Raw genomic sequence first — 20,492 nt, forward strand, 5'->3', positions numbered from 1 at the left:
TTATAATCAGATTTTGACAAATTTTACGAAGTATATTATTCGATATTTTAATGCTACAAATTAGATTTATTAAGTTAGGTATTAATTAATATCCTACTCCTAAATAATTGAATCTAGCTATTATTTTACATAGCTTGTCCGAGTTTTAAATTTAGCTTTAGTGTTTGTTAATGTTCCACTTTAAATATATTTTAAAATAACTTTTTAAATGTTGTTTGATAAGTCTATAATAAAGCTTTTATATTAATTAGTCAATACCTTTTTGTATACATTTTCATAATTAATTTTTCTAATAGTTATATACTGTAAAATACATGAATTTTTATCTATTTATTCAATTGCTGTAATATGTAAACTTTGATATAATAATATATGTTAATGTTTTCACTTTGAATTTAGTAGGAGTGATTCGGTATGAATAAAATTAAAAAAGCTTTTAATAAAGATAAACAATCCTTCATAAGTAAATCATTCAAATTAAACGAAAAATTCAGAAACTATTCTATAAGTAAAAAAATAGATACAACCTTTAATTTTATACTGATATTTACACTATTGAGTATGGTTATATCTATAGGTGTACTACTATCATTATCCGCTAGAACTTTTTCTCTATATAATGGTCCTTATCATATTTCACAAGCATTATCTGATATTAGGCTTGCATTTCAGGTTTCCGATACAAATATTTCTAGAGCCGTAATAGAAAATAGTCCTAAAAATAAGGAAGATTTTTTAAAGAATTCCGATGAAGCTCTTGAAGAACTCACCAGTAAAATAGACTTATTAAAGCAAAATACAAGTGATAAATCTGCGATTGATCAACTTACAAAAAATTTAAGTATTGCTGATACCTATAGGAAAGAACTATGCAATTCTATCAAAAATAATGATCCTAAAAGTACAATAACCTCTAAGTTGGATACATATAGTTTTCAAATAGATATTGTTGAAAATTATATTTCTCAATTATACGAATCTTCTAAAGAAAATGCGCAAACATTTGTAAACGAATCCATTTTTTATAGGAATTTAGCTACTGCAATTCTTATGTTAATAATTATATTTTTAATACTCATTCCTAGATCTCTAGGTAAAGCTTTAAAGTCTTCAATATTTGAAGGAATATACAATGTAAAAAAAGTTTCTACAAATTTATCAAATGGAATATTAAACATAGATAATGAATATTCTTCAAAAGACGAAATGGGTGATATGTTCAATGATTTGAAAAAATCTATAGATATGCTTAAATTATATATTAAAGATATAACATATACATTAGAGGAATTATCAAATAGAAATTTAAATATCAACAAAATGGAGTCCGTTCATTACATTGGGGATTTTGTACCAATACAAAAATCTTTAGATGAAATTATAGCTAACTTAAATTCTAGTTTTTTTGATATAGATAAATCAATTGATTTTACCGCAAATAGTGCAAAGGAAATTTCTTCAATTACAAAAGCACTTTCCGAAGGAGCTTCTAATCAAGCTAGTGCAGTACAAGAACTTCAAGGAAACTTTAATATAATACTCGATCAAGTAAAAAAGAATACAAATAACTCAGAAAAAGCTTATAGCTATTATAATGAAACGACAAAGATTGTTGCTGATGGAAATAATAAAATGAAACAATTAATGGAATCTATAAATGAGATTGCTACTGCTTCCAATGAAATCTCAGCAATTATAAATACAATTCAATCGATATCTGAACAAACTAACTTATTGGCTTTAAATGCAGCTATAGAAGCTGCCAGAGCCGGTGATGCTGGCAAAGGTTTCGCTGTCGTCGCTGATGAAGTACGAAAATTAGCTGAACAATCTTCTAACTCTGTTAAAAATATTACTCAAATAATAAAGAACTCATTAAATACTGTATCTAAAGGCGAGTTGATAGCAAATCAAACTAAAATTGCCTTAAATAGTATTGTTGAAAATGTTCAATATACTTCAGAATTAGTCAAGGAAATAGCTACTGCTTCTGAAGAGCAAACAAATGCAATATCAAAAATGACTTTAAAAGTAGATATTATATCAGATATTGTTCAAACTAATCTAGCAACAGCAGAAGAAACATCAGCATCTATTGAAGAATTAGCATCTCATTCACAAATTATGCATGAGCAAATTTCTGAATTCAAATTAAAACATTAATATATAATATGTTGTAATTAAGCTTTTGCATCTAAATCCCATTTTACACTTAATTCACCATAATAAGACATGTAAATTTATCATTGCAACGTATATATTAAATAATATTATTAGTTATAAGTTGATACTTCTCTTATTAGCATCTCTATCAATGTATTTATGTATAATTTATAAATATAAATAAACCTCCATATAAATAATCTTTAAATTTAAGAATAACTATTTATATGGAGGTTATTTATTATGTCTAAGAGTGATAATAAACTAGTTTTAATTAATTTATTATCAATAATTTTAAAGACAGCTTTATCTTATATATATTTTTACTTTAACCTATTTTAATTCAAACCTTATGCATTTTGTGCCGCCTGTTCGTTCTTAAAATTTAAAGCATCTTGTTTCTTAAAGAATGGGTAATAAATAACAAATGATACTGCCATAATTACTAATTGTAATAACGCCATTTTCCATCCGCCTAAGATAAGTCCTGCTATTATTGGTGGAGTTGTCCAAGGAACTAATACTCCAGTAAATAATGGAACTAACCCTGTATACATTGCAAAATAAGTGATTAAACCTGTAGCCATTGGAGTGAGTATAAATGGTATTGCCATAAATGGGTTCATTACTATTGGTGTTCCAAATGAAACCGGTTCATTTATATTGAAGAATCCTGGTACTATGGCTAATTTACCTAATTCTTTGCTTTGTGCTGATTTTGCAAACAATAGCATACATATTACAAGCCCTATTGTTACTCCTGAACCTGTCATACCAATCATATTGTCTAAAAATTGTTGTGTTACTATGTGACCTCCATTAGCTACTGTAAGTGCTTTTCCACTATTAACTATAGCTTGATTTTCCATTGCATTTGATGTTAATATTCCTGTCATTATCCCACTTATAATTGATGATCCATGTACTCCAAACCACCATAAGAATGGGATTATGAATGTCATAACAATAACTCCGCCTAAAGAATCTGTCATTCCTTGTAATGGTGTTTGTATTAACTTATATATTAATTCTATAAATGTTGTATTCATTCCATATTTAAGAATAGCATAAAGTATTGTTGCTCCAAGTACTATAACTGCTGCTGGTATTAATGATGCAAATGAGTTTGCAACCCCTTGTGGTACACCAGCTGGCATTTTAATTGTAATCTTCTTTTTCATGAACCATGAATAAATTGCACCTACAACTAAACCAATTATAATTGCTGTAACCATTCCTTTTCCACCAGCAAATTCTTTGCCAATAACATCACCTACTTTTTCTCCGCTCTTAGTTACTACATAAGAATTAGTTGTTAATAAAAATACTACAAATGATATTATTCCTGCTGATAATGGTTCATGTCCCTCATTTTTTGCATATGTATATGCTATACCTATTGCTGCAATAAATGCAATTATTGAGAATGTAGCTCCATAAGCTTGAAATAATGGCTCTGTCCACCCTGGTCCTAACTGACTAGCCATCCAATCATTAAATGGCTGATATGGTATTTGTGCAAGTAGTAAAAATACTGATCCTACCATAATAAAAGGCAATGTAAATAAAATACCGTCTTTTAATGCTATAACGCCTTTTAGGTTAACAAACCTCATAACTACTGGTATAACCTTTTCATTTAGGGTATTTCCAATTGACATAATGATTCCTCCTTAATTAAATAAATATACAATATAATATGATAGTCAGAGTATATAATAATAAATATGTCAGACTTGTTATTATCTTTTATCTTAAAATTACAAGTTTTCCTATAGATTAGATTATGTCTTAGATGACTGTATGAAACTTTGTGCAAGAATTCAGTTCTATATTATATTTTCCTATATAAATTAAGCTCTTATTTATTAGCTAAATTTAGTGCAAAATCTAATACTTTTGCTCCATTCATCATTCCGTAATCAACCATTGGTATTACATCCACTGGAATTCCAAGTGGTTCACATATTTTTTTTGCTTTTCCTAATGTATATCCAACTTGTGGACCCAACAATGCAACGTTTACACCATCTAGATGTTTATCCATTTGTCCTTCTGGGAAAGCTTCAATATCTACTTCTATACCTTTAGTCTTAGCCACATCATTCATTTTACTAACTAAAAGACTTGTTGACATTCCTGCTGCGCAAAATAATCTAATTTTCATCATAGTTGATTCCTCCTTAAATATATATAGTTTATTAAAACAAGAATTATAGTTGTTTATTAATTAAATTTATATCTCTTTTATTGTTTTACTAATGTATTTATAATTTTTCTTAATTCCATTATTTGTTCAATTAAATTCTTTTCAGTTATTGCTGTCATTAAATGATCTTGTGCATGTACAAATAAAACCGATATGTCAACTTTTTCTCCATTAGCTTCTTTATGAAGAAACATTGTCTGACCTTCATGAGCTTTAGCTAATGCATCATTTGCTAATTGCATTTCTTTTTCAGCTTCCTCATAATTTCCTTCGTTCACATTATTAAGAGCCATATAAGCATGATTTTTGCAGTCTCCAGCGTTTATTATAATATTCATGATTGCTAATTCTAATTCTTCCATTTTGCTCTCTCCTTTGATACTTTTTGTTTTTATACTTTATATTAATTTTGTTTTGTTTCTCTTATGCTTATATATAAAGCAATAACTGTGCCAAGTTTCTGATGCAGAAATAAAAATGTCATTATGAGTTCAATCGTAGCATTTATGCACTTTTAAAGATAATAAAATACTTTAAAAATAATTATTATGTGTTTTACTTTTTCGCAAATTTTTTAAAACAAATAGTCAATGTGTTTTATTTTGTGTATTTATTATATGTTTCATACGTAATTTTTTAGCTATTAGTATGTTCAAGAAAATATTTTGCACTAAATTATAAAACTTGATCTATAAATTTAAACAAAAAAATATAAATATCTATAAAGTAAGATTACTGATCATCCTACAGAATAAATATTTATATATTTTTAATTATTATTATTTCATCATTTATTTCTCAAATGTTGTTACTATTACTATTAAAGAAGGTCATCAAATAGCATATTTCATCATCTGAAATATTAATTGAATACTTTGTATTTATGGACGCACATGCATTTTTCACTATCTTATATAAGTTTACACTGTTTTTTATATATTCTTCTTTTCCTTCAAAATCTAATGTAATTTTATTTTCTTTATATCTATCTATAACACAGGCCATATGCAAAGTGATTCCAATTAGCATATTAGTTCTTATATCAATCTTTAATTCCTCTGCAACTGTTCTGTTAAATTTCTTTATGCTCTTAAGTACCATTATTCCATCAACATTCTTTAAATCACGCTCTAAAGTTTCCTCCATTTTTATATAGGTTTCCTCTGCATCAATAAGATTTTGTATATCCTTAGCACAATGTCCATCTATAATATCATCGAGAGAAAACTGTGGGCTGTTTACATCTAGCTCAAAAGGTCCAACGAAACAGATAACCTCATATTTTTTCCTTAACTTCTCTATTCTTTCATACACATTCTCTTTGCCTATGAAATTTATAGGAACAATTTCAATTACCTTTTTATCAAAAGTTAAATTTCTCTCTAATATTCCTTTAATTGTCTTAGCTCCGCCTTCACCTGTTGTGCATACTGTAACTATTGCTAACTTTTTATCCTTTTCATTTTTCTCGTAATCTATATCTGAAACATTATCATCATATAAACTATTTACATCTAGTGTTTCTCTATATATTTCATCCAAAGAATATCCCATCATAGATTTTCTTGTTGCTTCTAATGCATGCAGAGTACTGACTAATGGTATAGTTCTAGTTTTTATATTAAATATGTTTTCTACTTCTTTTCCAAAAGTCGTAAGTGAACCCATATCCACTAAAAATAATATATCCGATTTAATTCTTTGTTCTCTAATATATTCTATAGTTTTCTCTAATATCTTCTCAGGCTTTTCTTCTATAGGAGCATTAATACCCGCAGTGTTTTCTGTTCCAAGCAGACTATTAACTGCCTCAGCCATTGATGTTGCTGTACTAATGCCATGAGCAATTATTATTATCTTCACATCATTTTGTGCATATCTTAAGTTTCCATAGCTATAACTTAAGAACATGGCTATAAACCCTGCTTCATCAATAGGCATACTTATGTCAATTGCTCTCTCTATCATCTTCAAAGCATCTAAAGCAACATTAAATTCTTTTTTATTTTCTTCTCTAATACTACTTAATTTGGGATTAACAATTTTTTTATTTCTTCTTATCCTATCTATTGAGTTACTAATATGAACTGCTAACCCATAGCTAATCTTTTTGTCTAGCTTTATTCCCAGTTCTTCTTCACAGAATAAAATAATCTCCTCTATTATCCCCATAACATCTTTCTCTACGATATTTTTTATATTTGTCATATCAACTTTAGTGCTAAATTCATTAATATATTTTTTAAAATAATCTTCAATATCTTTTTCTATTTCCGCCTCTAAATATTTTCCTTTTATCCCCTTTGCTTTAAGTTCACTTGTCCTTAAATCCAGCATCTCATAGATATTGCTATCATTAGTACCTTCCTCAAATATTTCCCTATCTTCATCTTTATCAAATATTAGATACCTCTTATTTATGTCAATTAGTTTGTTCCATAACTGTCTATGTTCTATTTCTTTATATAAGCCTTCCCTTATATATAGCGGTAAATCTATACTATTTATCTTTATAGCATCTTTCCTATTTGATAGAAAATCAGCATATGCTTTAGCACAAGCTAATTGTATATCAGATCTTAACTGCCCTATATTATTCTCACAATTATATGATAAGAAAGCTTTTATTGAGTTTATTGATACTTTAATCCTTTTTCCAAGCCTTCCTGACTCCTCAATCATGAATTGTTTTATTAAATTGAATCGTTCTTCCATTCCTCTATTTTTTAATGATGGTATTGTTATAATCATAGGGATTCTTCTAGTAAATGTTCTTAGCAATGCCACATTCGGATCCTCTGTAGTAGCAGTTATTATAAGAACACTCGCACTTCTTTCACTTTCTGTTTCTCCAAGCATTCTATATACTCCTCTATCCATAAATGTAAAGAACATCTCTTGCCCTTCCGCCGGCAATCTATGGACCTCATCAAGAAATAAAATTCCTCCATTAGCTTTCTCTAGCAAACCAACTTTATCAAAATCTGCACCCGTATAAGCACCTTTTTTTACTCCAAATAATTGTCCAAGTAATAATTGAGGATTATTTGCATAATCTGCACAATTAAATGTTATAAAAGGACTATCCTTAGATTTCACATTCATTTCAATAGCATATTTATAGATTAATCCTGCAAACGTCGATTTGCCAACTCCTGTTTCCCCAAGCAATAGTATATTCATTCCATTTGGTGGATATAATATTGCAGCTTTTGCCTGTTCCACTGCTGTATATAAACTAGGATTAGCTTCTGAAAACTTATTTATTATTGATAAATTGGAGGTAACGTTTTCCTCGTCTATTGCAATAAACAGTGTTGGCTTTCCCTTTACTTTTACTGCTTTTCCTTCACTTACCAACTTATTTAAATCATTGCTTACATTTGCTCTGCTAAGGTTTAACTCCTCCGCAATTTCTAATGCAGAAATTCCGTTTGGAAACAAATCTTTTATTTCTCTTAACTTTGCAAGAATTAATTCAATTCTTTTCATCTCATTAATCCCCCTATTAACTTAAAATATTTTTGCATACACTACTTAACTTAAAATATATAAAGCGAGACTCTATACATAGTAATATAATAACATACTATTTATTAGCCTCGCCTGCTTTATCAATGACAATAATAATATTTGTTTGTAATAGTCCAATTACAAATTATCTTATCGCTTTTTTACTTTATTGTAAATACCTACCTTAAGCAATTAAGTTAAACTCATACATTTACATAAAATGAACATAATTTGATTAGAATTTATCTTCACTCTCCTACTAATCCGCTTTCCCTCATCCTATTAACAAATTTTTCTGACTTCTTATTCATCTTTTCTTTTAAAAATACAGCAATAATTATTGATATGAAAAAATATATAGATAAAATTCCAATATTGTAATATAAGGAACTCCAGATAATTCCACCTACTGCCTCTCTCATTCCTCCTATGGCATATGTAAAAGGAAGCATTGGGCTTATATTTTGAAAAAATTTAGGTGTAAGTTGTATTGGAAAAGTTCCTCCTGATGCTGAAACTTGAAGCACCATTATAATTAAAGCTAAAGCCTTACCCACGTTTCCAAATACGGAAACCAAAGTATATATTATCATGATAAAAATTATACTTACATACATAGAAAATATTAAAAGTATTCCTGGACTTACCGAATAAGTTTTAATAAAAAACAAATTCCCTAAAACAATGATAATAGCTTGTAGCAATGAAAGAGTTGCAAGAGTTAGGAACCTGCCAAAAAACATTTTTGTGGTTCCTAAATTCTTCACATCATCCAATGGCTCTACATGGACAGATAGTATAGAAAGTAATGTAAATCCACCTACCCATATAGCAAGAGTACTGTAAAATGGAGCCATAGCTGATCCATAGTTGGGTATAGGAAATACCCTATTTTGAACTGGCTCAATTGGGTTTGCCAAAAAATCACTTACATCCTTTGTATTTTTATTTAGAAAACCTGTAAGCTCGTTGAATTTTTCATCATTACTCAAACTTTTAAATTTTTCAACATTACTGTGGATAGTCTCCTCAGTTTTTGGAAATTTATCTTTAATATTTTTAATCTGTTCTGCTCCTAAATCAGTACCAATATTAGCGTCTTTTAACAGACTATTTATTAAAGGTATATTATTTTTTGCGCTTTCTAAAAGCGTTAATGAATTGTTTACCATATTTGTTGTATTGTTTACAAGACTATTTATTGCTGGCGAAATAGCGCTGTCAAAATTATTTATTGAATCATCAATAAGTTGTGATGTTTTATCTATTCCTTGTATTAGAGATTCTACTGCATCTGAAGAAATCTTATTACCACTACTTAATGTAGTTATCAAAGCATCTAAATTTAATTTATTTTGAACTAATTGATCCCTAATATTTTGCATTTTATTTATAAAATTAGATATTGCACTACTATGTAAAATATTATTTACAGACTGAAGTATATTTATATCGTTATTAACAGCAGATAGTGAATTATTCATTTTAGTTGAAGCTGATTTTAGAATATCCTGCTGCCCCTTAACATCTGTATCAATGGAATTATTAATACTGTTAAGTGCATCTCTTGTTGCAGTAGAATTAGCCTTTACTGTAGCTAAATCTGTTCTAACATACGGAGATATATTTTTTATTGTGTCATTAACCTTAGAAAAAAAGTCATTACTGGATTGAACAGCATTTTGAGCGTTGTTCAGTGAATTTGTTATATTAGGTATATTCCCTTGAATATTTTGTATAAAGTTATTTAGATCTACTGCCCCATTATAAGCATTATTTATGCCTTCACCAATTTGAGGTAGGTTATTATCTATATCATTTATAATATTCATAAGTTCTTCTAGCTGAGGCTTAATCCTCTCAAGCTCAATACCATAAGCATTCATATAATTTAGCACAGTACTGCTTACTTCTTCTGTAACAGAACTAGTTATTTCATTTTGTAAACTGGTTAATCCGCTTTTTGTAATTTTAGGTGCTATCGCATTAATTTTTTCGTTAACAGAATAAATAAGTTTAGCTTTTTTAGGTTCACCATTTGCTGCAACTGAGAGAAGATTACTTGAAAAATCTTCTGGTATAGTTATACTAGCATAATACTTACCATATTTTACTCCACTTTCTGCTTCATCATCATTAACAAAAGTCCATCCAATACTTTCATTACCTTTTAGCTTATCTATTACCTCTCTACCTATATTAATTTCTAGGTTTTGAAATTGAGCACCTTCATCATTATTTACTACTGCTACTAAAAGCCCTTTGGTGTTCCCATATGGATCCCAAGAAGCTATTATATTAATCCATGCATATAAAGCAGGTACGAAAAGTAACCCTACTATTATAATCATGAGAGGAATATTAGTTGTTATTTTTCTTATATCCCTTTTGTAAATTTTAAATATTGTACTCATAACTTTTGCATACCTTCCTTCTTGAACTTAATGTTAAGGCACAATTAAACAATACAAGTATAATAATGCTAAGTTTATGTTCTCCATTAAAGTATTAAATAATTCAAAAGCACTTTTATGATTTTACTACGACAGCTCAACAATAGATTCTAATCAAAAATAATACTAGTTATTATTTTTCTATCTACAAAATTATCTACTCGCAAAAAAGCTACATTAAATAATTCCAGTGTAGCTTTTAATCTTAACTATTTTGAATAATTTTGGACATGTGATCTAAATTTATTTTCCACTTCCATAAAAATATCTTTATCATAGTAGGTAAAAATAGTACAAATTATGCCCGGTACAAAAATTAAACATATAATAGAAACCGATTTTAATAGATAATACATTAAAACTAGAACAACAATTTTCAATATGGTTTTTGGAAACTTTTTTATCATAAAGTATAGTGATAGGATCAATAAATCTTTTAATTTAATCTCAAATCTAGAGTTTATAGAAAAAGCGTATATCCCTATAACAATAGATATCGCCATAAGTAAAGCAATGACTACGTGTATGCCACTTTGAGGCATATTTACATAAAAATATTTAAAATCAATAAAGAATATCGTGATAATAATAAGTTCAGTGAGCCAAAGCCTAATGTTAGATAAAAAATTCTTCCTATAAGAGTTCCAAAAAGTTGAAGAAAAATATATATCTCTTTCGCGAATTATCTTACCTATAGTACTATACAAAGCTCCTAAAGATGGTCCTAATGGGATTAAGCATATAAATAGAAGCGATAAACTAAAATTATTAGGGGATAGTGCAGTCAAAATTAAAAATAATATAAGGAGTATATTACAAATACCCATATAAATACTACTTAGACAGAGCCCAATAATATAATTTGTAATTGCGTAAATTGGTTTATCATAAAATTCTCTCATCATAAATCCTCCTATACTAATTTTATGTTTTAACCAAATTAGATCTGATGCTAATTTTAGCGATATGCTCGTCCGCACAACATACTCTATTCAAATTGGCTAGTGCTAATGTCTCAGATCTAGCACTACTTTTATACCTCATATGCGTTATAATACATAGAACTTTTATTCTATTATTTATCCACAAAGAAACTCTCTTCTGGTCCCAAAAATGAAGCCGGAAGTTTTCCTTTTGATAATACCATCTTTTGCAATACTAATCCTGCATCCAATCCATAAAATCTGAGTGTGTGTATTCCTCTAGTTAATTTATGAATAGTTGTAGTTACATGAATATTTTCCAAAACTGCATTACACCAAATGTCATTATCGTAATCTCCAGCAATAAAATCCTTTGGCAGCGCATCTGCTATAATTGGTGTTTCATCATCAAATGCTACAGCATATTTTAATCTGCTCTTTTTAGATAGATTATTTGTTGGTGAAACGTAGGTAGTTAAAGTATATTCTGCATCATCATTTAACCTTAATCTATATTCTAAGTATGGTGCATCTTCTGCTTTTTCAAAGGACACAGTTGTAGGGAACATCTTCATTGAAGACAAAGTACGACCATAATTTTTAAGTACTTTCCATTCCACATCGGATTTTTTAGCTTTATCTGCTACATGCTCTGCTTCAATAGAAACCACATCATGTGCCTCAGCAAAGGTCATACTCTGTAAATCCGCAATATCGATAACTTCAGCTACAACGTTTACCTTTACTGTTTTTCCTGCTCCTGAAATAGTTATAAAACCATTTGATGTATCTGATACTTTATTCCACTCTATTGAAACATTAATTTTTATTCCATCGGATATAGTTCCTTGTTTACTATTTAACTTTATCCAATCTGCACTTGTTTCAATTTTATAATCAAATTCTGTGCTTCCTCCATTGCTGATAACAATAGAATAACTCTCTTTACCTAAGTTTGTAAAGGCTGGCAGAACTGCTGTACCTGAACAGTACGCATCTTCAGTTCCTTGAACATCTACAATCATGACACTTCCATCCTTTAGTGAAATTTTGAAAACTTCAGGATACGTCCAGCTATCAGGATTCCATTCCATATATCCTATATGAGGAGAACTCATCATTCCCTTCCACTTTCCATTAGACATATTGTCATTATAATAAGCCTGCATTTCAATATCCTTTACTTTACACTCTTCTACCAATTCAGCATATAAATTTGCAAGAGCACTATTTCGTTTATAATACAAATTATTTAATCCTGCATATACCTGCATTTTAATAATATTTGCTGATGCTACAGCAGGATAATACACCAACTGGTAATATGTATCCTTATAAACTTCTGGCATCTCATCGTAATATTTCTTAGTTCTGTGTTCTAAATAAATTGCTTTTTCCAGTACTCTTTGTGCTTCATTATAATTTATATAGCTATACGTATCAGGAAAAGTAACCTCAGGCTTTCTCCATCCGCTCATTTTCGCATAGCTTGTTAATATACTTTCAATTCCATCTAATACATCTTCGCTTCCAGCATTTCCGAATTGCTGCACAATCCACTTCTTTGTATATTCCCTAGTCTTATTTCTTCCATTAGCGCCCCAATTTTCAAAGTCATAGGCCAAATCTAAGAAGTAGGAAACAGGAAATTCATTTGGTTTTAAATCTCCAATATTCGCTATCCATATATCACGTACACCATAATCATAAGCCATAGTCATCTGTTCCCATACTTTTTCAAGAGGAGTTGTATTTACCCATTCATAAGAACGTGGACCTCCATGATAATCAAAATGGTAGTACATTCCCCAGCCTGTCTTACGATTTCGTTCTGCTGCCCCTGGAAGGGTACGTACATTGGCAAAGTTATCATCTGCAAGCATAATTGTAACATCATCTAGCATATCCCAAGATCTTAATCCCTCTGTCTTATCTGTTCCATACCAATATTTTTCTACTTCCTTATATATAGTAAGCACCTGAGGTGCATCCTCAAGACCTTGTTCTTTTAATAAACGCTTTTGTGTTCTGATGATATCCTTTAAAAGTTCGATGTTTTCTTCTTCAGAACCTTTTAATGCAGAGTCTTGCTCTCCTCTCATACCTATAGTGATTAGACTTTCAAGACCCTTGTTACGCTTAAGCCCATCTTCCCAGAACTTTGTTATCGCAGATGCATTGCTGGAGAAATCCCATATTGGATTTGTACCATATTGACCATTAATATTCTTCCATTCTTCACCTGCTCTAAACATTGGCTCATGATGAGATGTACCCATTACAATACCATATGCATCAGCAAGCTCCGCATTAGCTAAAGGATAGCTTTTACCATTTTCACTAAATACAGCACTCCACATAGCTGGCCACAAAAAGTTTCCTTTTAATCTCAAAATCAACTGGAATACCTTATCATAAAATTCTTCATTAAAATCTCCAAATGCATTAGTTACCCATGATCCTAAAGATGGCCATTCATCATTTAAGAAAAAGCCTCTATATTTTACTGATGGTTCTTTAGAAGTAATAGTTAACTCATTTTCTGAAAAGATTAATTCAGATTTCTTTGCTGGCATAACATCTGCAAAATAAACCCATGGGCTTACTCCAATTAATTCTGAAATACGATAAATACCATAAATTGTTCCTCTCTTATCACTTCCTACAATAACAATAGCTGTATCAACACCTTCAATGGGCTTTTCAACAACCTGTACCTTATAGCATTCGCGCTTGTCCTTTATTGAAGATACATCTAGCATTCCTTTAGTAATTAACGAATCAATTATTTCGTTATTTTCTATTGAGCCTGCAATAACTACTGTTTCCTTTAATTCTCTGATATCTGTTACTACTGTTGGTGTCACTCCAATAACTAAATTAACATCTTCTGCAAAGGAATCTACTACAAGCTTTAAACCTTTATAATCTTTTCCTTTTGAATCTATATATATGGTAGATGCTTTTCCTTCTACCGCAATTGTTACGTTTTTCATATTTCTAATCTTACCCCCTTAATAATTGAATAAATTATTAATGTCTCTTATATTTTTAATCTAAAAATGGTGTATATCTAACCTAATTTAAACTATAATATAATCCTTTTAGCTTCATCAGCTCCTCATGAGTTCCTTCTTCAGCAATTGTATTATTGTCAATATATAGAATCCTATCAGCATTTCTTATAGTGGATAACCTATGTGCTACTATAAATGCTGTTTTATCCTTAAGGATTATATCCATTGCCTCTTTGATCAAATTCTCAGTCTCTGTATCTATAGAACTTGTTGCTTCATCTAATATAATAACCGCAGGATTTTTAAGAATAATGCGAGCAAAACTTATGAGTTGTTTTTCCCCTGCTGAAAGTCCTGCACCACGTTCCTCAAATTCTTGATAGAAGCCATCCTTCATTTTATCTATACATCTGTCTGCGAAAATAGTTTTAGCCGCCTTAATACAGTCTTCATCTGTTGCCTCTGGTCTTCCATATCGTATATTATCTATTACAGTTCCCTTAAATATAAAAGGATCTTGCATCAATACTCCAACTTCTCTACGAAGTGACTCAAGCGTAACCTCTCTTACATCAATACCATCTATCTTGACACTACCATTATCTACATCATAAAATCTTGTAATAGTATTAATTACTGTTGTTTTACCTGCACCTGTAGGTCCTACTAACGCAATAGTTTCTCCTGGCTTCACATGGAGATTAAAGTTCTTTAGAACATCTACTCCATCTTCATATGCAAAAGTTACATTATCAAAATCAACCTGTCCTTTTACATTTATGAGTTCAATTCCGCTATATTTACTTTCAATCTCAACAGGATAATCAATTGTATCAAATACCTGCTCTAAGTTAGAACTTACCTGCGCCAATTGTTGTATAATGATAGCAACCTGTGTAAGTGGACCACTGAAAAGACTCATATAGCTGATAAAAGCAACTATTGTACCAGCATCAATATTGCTATTGCCTTGAAGTATCAAATATAATGCTGTTCCATACAAACAGAGAGTACCAATGTTCCAAAATATTTCAACAGTTGGTGTATTAAGTTCATTTCTCATAACTATCTGCATCCACGTTCTAGCACTGATATCATGAACTTCCATATATATTTTTTCATTCATATCAATTCTGTTATAGTTCTTAACTATTTTTTCGCCCATAATTGATTCCACAAGAAATGCTGTTCTATTTGAAAGCCTTGCTCTGTGATATGCAAACAGCTTCCTTATTGAATACCTAAGTCCGAAGACACATATCATCATTGGAATAACTGCTCCAAAAACTATAGCTGTAAGCTGAGGACTTATTGCAAGCATAAAAATAGTAACAACTACTATTTTTACTATATAAATAAGAAATAACAGCAAATTGTTAGTAAAAAAGTTAGCAAGATCATTAATATAATCAGTAACACGTACAACTATCTTTCCATCAGGTCTTGAATCAAAGTAGTCAAATGACAGCTGTTGAAGTTTATAAAATATGTCCTTCCTTATTTTCGCAATTATGTTATGCCCCGTCTTACCCATAAGTCTTTGATGAGCAAACGTAATTCCTATTTCAATAGCTGCGAGTACCAGAAACCCAGCAACTATAAGCACCAGTTCCCCATACTCCTTAGCTATAACTGTATGATTAATAATATATCTAAGTAATAATGGCGCCATCATTGATACTGCCGCTGAAATAAGCATCAAAAAACCTACTAGTATAAAAATATTTTTATACGGAAGGATATACCGTATAACTCTTCTAAACTGCTTGATATCCAATTTCTTTTCTATAATTTCATCCTGAAAATACGTATTTCTCTGTGCCATCTTATCTTCCCACCTCACCTGCTGCTAGAGCATCAAAGTCGATAACTGATTTTCTCTGAGCTTCTTGAATTTTATATACCTTTGCAAAATGACCTCCAAGTCTCATAAGCTCCTCAAAGGTTCCTCTCTCTGCAATCATACCATCTTGCATATAAATTATTTCATCACAATCAATCACTGAAGACATCCTGTGGGCAGAAATAAGAATAGTTTTATTTGGATAATGCTTTTTAATATCTGAAAGAAGTCTCTTCTCTGTATCGACATCTAGGGCACTTGTTGAATCGTCAAGTATAAGTACAGGAGAATCTTTGAGAAGTGCTCTAGCTATAGAAACCCTCTGCTTTTGTCCCCCTGAAATACCCATTCCTTTCTCTCCCACAATTGTTTCATAGCCTACTGGAAGCTTTTTAACAAAACTGTGTGCTTGAGCATGTTTTGCTGCTTTTATTACCCTTTCTTTTTCAATTTCAGGCTCAGCATATGCTATATTAGAATCAATAGTGTTAGAGAAAAGAAATACTTCTTGAAATACATACGAAAAGTTACTTCTAATAGATTTAAGTGAATAGTCTCTTATATCGTTTCCATTTATCTCGATGGTTCCATCTGTTAGGTCATGGATACGCACTAAGGACTCTAAAAGTACACTTTTACCGCTTCCTGTTCCCCCTACAATACCAACCTTCTTGCCATATGGAATATGAAGGCTGACACCTTTAAGTACCTCATTTTCCTCCATGGTAAGGTATGCATTCTTGATATAGATGTTAGGTACGCTACTTATTTTTAAATTTGCCTTACCATCTATTATTTTAGATTCGCAGTTAATGAAATTCATCATTTTTTGTCCCGAAACAAACTGCTGCTGCATTTGGAACAAAGTGCTATTGATCTGTGATATATGATCCATTATTTTAAGTACATAGTTAGAACATGCAACAAGGTATCCTACCATCATATAACCTTTTATAACAAGAATTGTGCTGACTGTAATAGTCCCGATATAGGATATCTGCTTAATTGAACTAAATATAACTTCAAACTTAGTAGATAAATTAATTTGACTGATATAAGAATTTTTCATTTTCTCGTTGGACTTATCAAATTTTCTCTTTTCAAGCTCCTCATTAGTAAAAGAACGAACCAAACGTACCGCCTCAATATTCTCCTGAACATTCAAACTCATCTCGCTATTACTCTTTCTTATATTGCTGTAATTAGCCTTTGCTGCATTTTTAAAATTCTGCAATGCAATAACAAAAATCGGCATCATAATTAACGGAATAGCAATAAGGCTTATGTTAATACTTGATAACAAAAATATACAAGTAATGAGTACAAATATGCTATCTAGTATATTAGGAATCATTCTACAAAAAAGCTCCTTATACATGATGGTATCAAAATTCATAGTCGTTAATAATTCGCCAGTGTTATACTTGGAAATAGATTCACTATCCAACTCCATGAGTTTACGAAAAGTAATCACTCTTAAGTCCCTCTCCAAATTGAGACCAAGACGTTGATTAGTGGTATTCTTAATATAAATAAGAATTATCCTTGCAAGAAGAAAGACTATAAACACAGTTGCTAAACTGAAAAAAAGCTTTATTGAATGAACCTCACCATATTTTCCATTAAGTACAAATGAAAATACCCCATTATTTGCAGGCTTATTATCACATATAACATAATCAATAAACATTTCTGAAAATATAGGAATCATTAGATCTGCAACTATAGCTGCATAACTGATAAGCTGTATAATAATAGCTCCTACCAAATTTCTTTTCCAATATTTAAAACCAAACTTTAATACTTCCATAAAATCACTCTTTTCTTTATGAATATGCTCCTTATTTACTATAATGTTTAAATGAAGTATGGTCTCTCTCTGTTTTCTTAATATTCTCTATAATTGCTTTTGCTTTAAATTTAATAGTAGGATCATTAATTTCGTTTGATAAATTTGCACTTCATCTCTATTAATTTCTTTTAATCGAGTCTTTTCTAATATTCAGGCAGAAGGCTTATCGTTAATAAATTTTCTCAATGCTAATTATATTTTCACCTTTTAATAACAATTAACATCCCTTCTCAAAATCTATAATCAGGTTTTATACGCCACTATTCTGATAAAATGAATATAGTTCCAATAAATTTTCCTACTTCACATTAAATTACTATTTTACTAAAAACATGTCTCCTTAAAATTTACCACTAATTAGAAATTAAAAAACCTAACAAATTATATAAAAAACATTAATAATTATACTTTTTCAATCATTAGTTCATTTTCAAATCATAAATTTATACTTAAAAAGAGCCGAGCACTAATTTAGCACAACAGCTCTTTTAATTTATATTGACATCTCTCAACTTCTTTAAGAAAATTAAAATAATCTAATTATATCCAAAGCCAAGAATAGTAAAATATTTATCAAAACTATCTTCTGCCATCTTTATTTCTATCCTGTGTTCCATACTGCTTTCCTCTTGGTACAAAATAACAGCATTGCAGTGTGTCCATCCTACTACTTTGGGATCTGCTGTTAACACAAACTTACCATCAACATAGACATTTGCCTTACCAAAATCCATTCTTCCAGAATCCTTGAATACTAATAGTAAACTTCTGCTACTAACTATTAAACTGAAGCTTTCATTTCCAGATTCAGGTGTATGCATCCAATTGTATGGGAATACAGGTGTTGGGAATGGATTATCATCCATTTCCACATATTGAAGATCTTCATCTGTTTCTTTAAAACTTCCTTGTTCTATTACTGCACTACATTCATTATCCTTCTTATCAATAAGGCGCATCCCTACAAAGGAGTTGCCTATAGCTGGTTCCTTATCTAATGAGACATCCTTCTCATCTAAAGTGCTATTTGCAGTTTGTTCAAATAAGTATGCAAGACAATCTGCCATTATTGAATGCCCGTCACTTGTAGGATGATAGATGTCATAGAAAAACTGTCTCTTGGTTATAATATTTCCTTCTTCTTTAGTTAGTTTGAATTGTTCAACTACAGCATCAGATATACTTACCATTGGCAAATCATAAAGCTTTCCAACAGGTGAAAGCCTTTCTTGTAAATTCCAGTCATTAGCAAATACACTAAATAATAAAATTACTGCCGGCTTATTTTCACTTGAAAGTGTGTTCAAAATCAAACTCTCGTAACATACACCTCTTGTCTCATCACCTTCATCATTTACTGCAAATTCAACAACTACAATGTCTGGCTTCACCTTTCCGTCTCTAAAAACATCTCTATCATATCTTATCAACCCTAGCTCAGAAGGTGTCCCACCTACCCCTGCTTTTATAAAATTAATGTTACCGCCTTCATTGCTTCCAAAAAGCTCTTTAAATTTCACATAGGATTTATAGGCATAACATGCGGTATGAATTGGTTTGGCTCCAGCTCCTTGAGTGATAGACCCACCAATATATGCAATAGTTACATCTTCTCCCCTTTTTGCCTTATCTATAGCTGCTTTAAGCCTTCTGTTATTACCAATACTTAAAAGGGATTTTGAAATCATTGAATTATACTTATCACTTTTAAATTCCACTGGTGGATCTATTTCGATTTCCGGTACCTTATAACCTTCATTCAAATAAACTTTTACTGTTGCCTCCGCTATTAGTCCTGGTTTTTCAAATTCAAAGGCTATTTTCCCTACTACATCATCATCCTTTGACCACTCATAATCTTCAATCTTAAGGATTACCTCAGTTCCATCCTTCTTACAAGGCAGTTTAATTTGAGTTCCACCTCCATATCTGTCCACTTTTCCATAGTTATGAAATACAAAATCAATATTCCCTGCACCTTCAGATGCTTTTACAGAAACTCCAATACTATGAACCAGTTTGCAGAACCCATCATATTCATTTAGCAATGTAAGAATATTTTTATCCTCAACTCCCCCCACAAATTGAGCATCAAAGGCTAGTCTTCCTTCGTCTAAATAAATTTCCTGTGAAGGTTTTCCATCTAATCGTGCAGTAGCCTCTATAATCTTATCTATCATTATATAAAAACCACTACGCTTTTTTTGTGGATCTTTGGGAGCTTTAGGCCCTGACTGTGAATTATTAATCATATTTTTCTATCCCTCCTCTTGAGATAATGTAAAACAGACTGGAAATTTTCCCAGTAGTGTGTTATTATGTTTTAGTTTACGTTTACAATAAAAAGTATAATTATGATACATCATAATATTAAAAATAAGCTATACTTATGCGGTCACACTACATAAGTATATTTCACTAAATTAATTCTAAAACCATCTTACTAAAATCACTGTCAATTTAAAACCTATAAAATTATAGATTTTATCCAAGTTTTTATATATAATTGATTTTCCCTA

Annotated in this window: 11 protein-coding genes; 1 reads left to right on the forward strand and 10 read right to left on the reverse strand. The window is 30.4% G+C overall.

The annotated features are described in order from the left end of the window. Positions 1-414: 414 nt before the first annotated feature. A complete protein-coding gene (locus tag T483_RS0100540) occupies positions 415-2,163 on the forward strand; it encodes a methyl-accepting chemotaxis protein (protein WP_035789914.1) in 1,749 nt (582 codons plus the stop codon). Between the two features lie 350 nt (positions 2,164-2,513). Here T483_RS0100540 and T483_RS0100550 read toward each other — a convergent pair whose 3' ends face one another. The 10 genes from T483_RS0100550 to T483_RS0100595 form a co-directional block, all read right to left on the reverse strand. After that, positions 2,514-3,824 carry a PTS sugar transporter subunit IIC gene (locus T483_RS0100550; protein WP_155268441.1) on the reverse strand — a complete coding sequence of 437 codons (1,311 nt, stop codon included), beginning with the start codon at positions 3,822-3,824 and terminating at the stop codon, positions 2,514-2,516. A 200-nt stretch (positions 3,825-4,024) separates the two neighbouring features. Continuing rightward, positions 4,025-4,333, reverse strand: a complete 309-nt coding sequence (locus T483_RS0100555; RefSeq protein WP_026885050.1) for a PTS sugar transporter subunit IIB — start codon at positions 4,331-4,333, stop codon at positions 4,025-4,027. Between the two features lie 77 nt (positions 4,334-4,410). Next, positions 4,411-4,734, reverse strand: a complete 324-nt coding sequence (locus T483_RS0100560; protein WP_017212129.1) for a PTS lactose/cellobiose transporter subunit IIA — start codon at positions 4,732-4,734, stop codon at positions 4,411-4,413. A gap of 436 nt (positions 4,735-5,170) precedes the next feature. After that, entirely contained in the window at positions 5,171-7,864 is a 2,694-nt protein-coding gene (locus T483_RS0100565; protein ID WP_026885051.1) for a sigma 54-interacting transcriptional regulator, read from the reverse strand. A 269-nt stretch (positions 7,865-8,133) separates the two neighbouring features. Beyond that, a complete protein-coding gene (locus T483_RS0100570) occupies positions 8,134-10,299 on the reverse strand; it encodes a YhgE/Pip domain-containing protein (protein WP_026885052.1) in 2,166 nt (721 codons plus the stop codon). Positions 10,300-10,547: 248 nt separating this feature from the next. Further along, positions 10,548-11,243: a DUF624 domain-containing protein gene (locus T483_RS0100575; RefSeq protein WP_347460257.1), complete on the reverse strand. Its 696-nt coding sequence runs from the start codon at positions 11,241-11,243 to the stop codon at positions 10,548-10,550. 170 nt (positions 11,244-11,413) lie between these two features. Continuing rightward, positions 11,414-14,257, reverse strand: coding sequence for a glycosyl hydrolase 115 family protein (locus tag T483_RS0100580; RefSeq protein ID WP_026885054.1), 2,844 nt, complete (start codon positions 14,255-14,257; stop codon positions 11,414-11,416). A gap of 82 nt (positions 14,258-14,339) precedes the next feature. Further along, the gene (locus tag T483_RS0100585; RefSeq protein WP_026885055.1) at positions 14,340-16,103 is read right to left on the reverse strand and encodes an ABC transporter ATP-binding protein; all 1,764 of its coding nucleotides are present in this window, start codon (positions 16,101-16,103) and stop codon (positions 14,340-14,342) included. 1 nt (position 16,104) lies between these two features. Beyond that, positions 16,105-17,931: an ABC transporter ATP-binding protein gene (locus tag T483_RS0100590; protein ID WP_026885056.1), complete on the reverse strand. Its 1,827-nt coding sequence runs from the start codon at positions 17,929-17,931 to the stop codon at positions 16,105-16,107. Between the two features lie 578 nt (positions 17,932-18,509). Continuing rightward, on the reverse strand, positions 18,510-20,225 hold the full coding sequence (locus tag T483_RS0100595; protein ID WP_026885057.1) for an SGNH/GDSL hydrolase family protein: 1,716 nt from the start codon (positions 20,223-20,225) through the stop codon (positions 18,510-18,512). Positions 20,226-20,492 lie beyond the last annotated feature (267 nt).

The sequence above is a fragment of the Clostridium beijerinckii HUN142 genome, from assembly GCF_000621745.1.
Lineage (GTDB): Bacteria > Bacillota > Clostridia > Clostridiales > Clostridiaceae > Clostridium > Clostridium beijerinckii_A.